This is a genomic window from Paraburkholderia rhynchosiae, from assembly GCF_002879865.1.
GTDB lineage: Bacteria > Pseudomonadota > Gammaproteobacteria > Burkholderiales > Burkholderiaceae > Paraburkholderia > Paraburkholderia rhynchosiae.
Genome location: NZ_PNXY01000089.1, coordinates 1 through 2349 on the forward strand (window position 1 = coordinate 1; position 2349 = coordinate 2349).

Below are 2349 nucleotides of genomic sequence, written 5' to 3' on the forward strand. Positions count from 1 at the left end.
ACATAGTCGCTTTCTACAATCCGGTGCGGTTGCACTCCACGCTGGGCTATCTGTCGCCCGCCGCTTACGAGGCGAAACCGACAGCAAAAGAACCTATCTGCCTGTCCGAAATTAGTTGACCACTACAAGACCCTGTTTCGGAGCCGCGATAGCGACTTCCTTTTGCAGGACACGAGATTCGCATTAACAAAATGAAAAGCCTACACAGCTGCCAACGCAGCGGTCGACGCTCACATCAGGAATAAGCAGGACTCCGCCAATCGGTGGCGATTGAAGACTAGCTCCGTCCAGCGCAAATCGATCGGATTCACTGGGCCGTATTTGATATTCCGCTTCGCGGGAAGCAATCAGATCGGCGGCCCCAGTCGCTTCCGCAGCGCGGTTTGCATGTGGCAGCGGATAGCCGCACACCCTGCAGCTTGCGAAGATTTGCGGCGGACTTGTAATGGTGGGTCGTCTCCGCACTTATTCGGCTAATGGCCATCTTGCAGCCTAGTTTGCAACGGCGATCTAACCGCGTACAGTCGATTATTCTTCTTTGCAGGTAAGCTGGGCTAACCAAGACAGGCCCTTATCGTCACCCGAGCCTCCGCGTCGGTCTGTCGATGACGACTGTCCCGGCGGTTGCGGCGAACTCGGCGGGCGACGCGTGGCGCTCGAGCAAAGTCCCACACAACCCACCTTGCCGTCGAGCCAATTGGAAAACACCGGGCGAATCTCGATGTAACGGAGCTTGTTGCCAACGTAATGGCCGACTGACACGATCAGCGAAGCACGCGACCCCGAAGGCGGCCTAAAAGACTGCATATTTGCGGGAGTCCTCGATCCGGCATATCGGCGACCGGAACGGATAAGCAATGCCGGCAGTTCAAGATCAACAACAATTTGTCAGGAAACCTTAATGCCATCCGTCGTCAAGCTGCTTTGTGTTGCGGGATTCGCCTGTGTCTTGTCCTTCATGACGGCCCCCGTCAGCGCAAAGGACATTACATTTGGCTATGTGGCGGCCGGAATGCAATTCCCATTCAATGTTGCGGTCGTAAATAGCTTTGAGGACGCCGCCAGAGAGGCAGGGGTGAAGGCAATCATTCTTGACGGGAAGACAAGCGTCGAGTGGCAAGGCAATGCCATCGACGATTTGATCGCGCAAAAAGTCGACGGCGTCGCGGGCCTGCCGATTGATGGGCTCGTTGCACAAGATTGGGTCGATCGTGTCACCGCCCATAGTATTCCGTTCGTCTCTATTGCAACGGAAATCGCGTGCCGTCTCGCCCTCACTGTGGCTTGCATCGCGCTCGCGGGCGTGCTGCTCGTCATTCCGGCGACTCATGCGCAAATCGATCATGCTCAAAGCGTCCGGCGCCCATGACGCTACTAACTGTCAGACGCTGACGGCCTCTCGCTAGCTTCGCGAAATGGGCCTCGGCGGAACCGTCCACGGCACGCTGGGATGCGCTTCAATGAAGCGCGCCCTTGATGCGATGCTTGCGGCCGGCGTTTTGATGGCTTGCAATTGCCAACAAAAGGTGTACGGAACCCTCGACGAGGTCTGCGCTCGCAGCGGCTTAGAAAAGCCCTGCCGGCTGTGCCGCATCATCCCAACAGAAAATAATCGCTTCCTTTCGCGACGTCTCCCTTCCGCCGCCTCCGACCGTGTACTTGTGTCCACCGCCTCGATGTGAAAACCTTCGAACGCCCGACGGACGTCCGGATGATCGTTGAGGCTTACGATCGCCCTGCCCTTCAGCGATCGCAGGCGAACTGCCATCTCGACATATTCGGAAAACGGAAAGGGTCGGCTACGGAAGTTCGGGCCGCTGCCAGGGCTGGCTTAGTGCGGTGTCCATTCCATCTCGGCCAGACTCGGACATTCGACAGCCTCCTTCAATTCATTGACAATCGGTCGTCGGCGCGAGAATCACAAACCGCCTCACCTAAAACCGATCGAACGGGCAAATGCCAATGAATGAGCGTTACAGCCAGGGCACGTTGCAAAGGACGGTAACGCTTATCCAAAAGCGTTTTCACACGTCGACCGAGCGCTCATAAGAATTAGCGGCCCACGCGCTTGACGGGATTGATGCGCACGGACTCGATCCCGATGATTGGGAAACTGTAGTGGCCACTGTCAACGTCGTGGTTCGAGCGTGGATTTCCAGCGACGTAGGTAACTAGCCAGCGTTGACACCGCAGATCATTGAATGGGCGTTGCTCGGTATTTCGAATGATGATCATGTAGCCGGCCTCCTCGCCGCGGTTATGCGACGAGGGTTAAAGTCAGTTTGCGAACGCACTTTGACCCTGCGGAGACCGACATGAACTATTGTGGCATAGACCTGCATTCGAACA

The 2349-nt window shown here is 56.5% G+C and carries 1 protein-coding gene and 1 pseudogene; one reads left to right on the forward strand and one right to left on the reverse strand.

Features of this window, described 5'->3' with window-relative positions; genetic code table 11:
• The first annotated feature begins 901 nt into the window (after positions 1-901).
• Positions 902-1369 (forward strand): sugar ABC transporter substrate-binding protein, encoded by a 468-nt coding sequence (locus C0Z16_RS36855; RefSeq protein ID WP_244201524.1) that lies wholly within the window; start codon positions 902-904, stop codon positions 1367-1369.
• Positions 1370-1565: 196 nt separating this feature from the next.
• Here the strand turns inward: C0Z16_RS36855 and C0Z16_RS39280 are convergent.
• Positions 1566-1792: pseudogene (locus C0Z16_RS39280) on the reverse strand (DNA adenine methylase); the annotation flags it as partial.
• Positions 1793-2349: the final 557 nt, after the last annotated feature.

Excerpts from the sequence above, each read along its gene's own strand:
- C0Z16_RS36855 (WP_244201524.1), top strand. The coding sequence starts at position 902 with ATGCCATCCGTCGTCAAGCTGCTTTGTGTTGCGGGATTCGCCTGTGTC.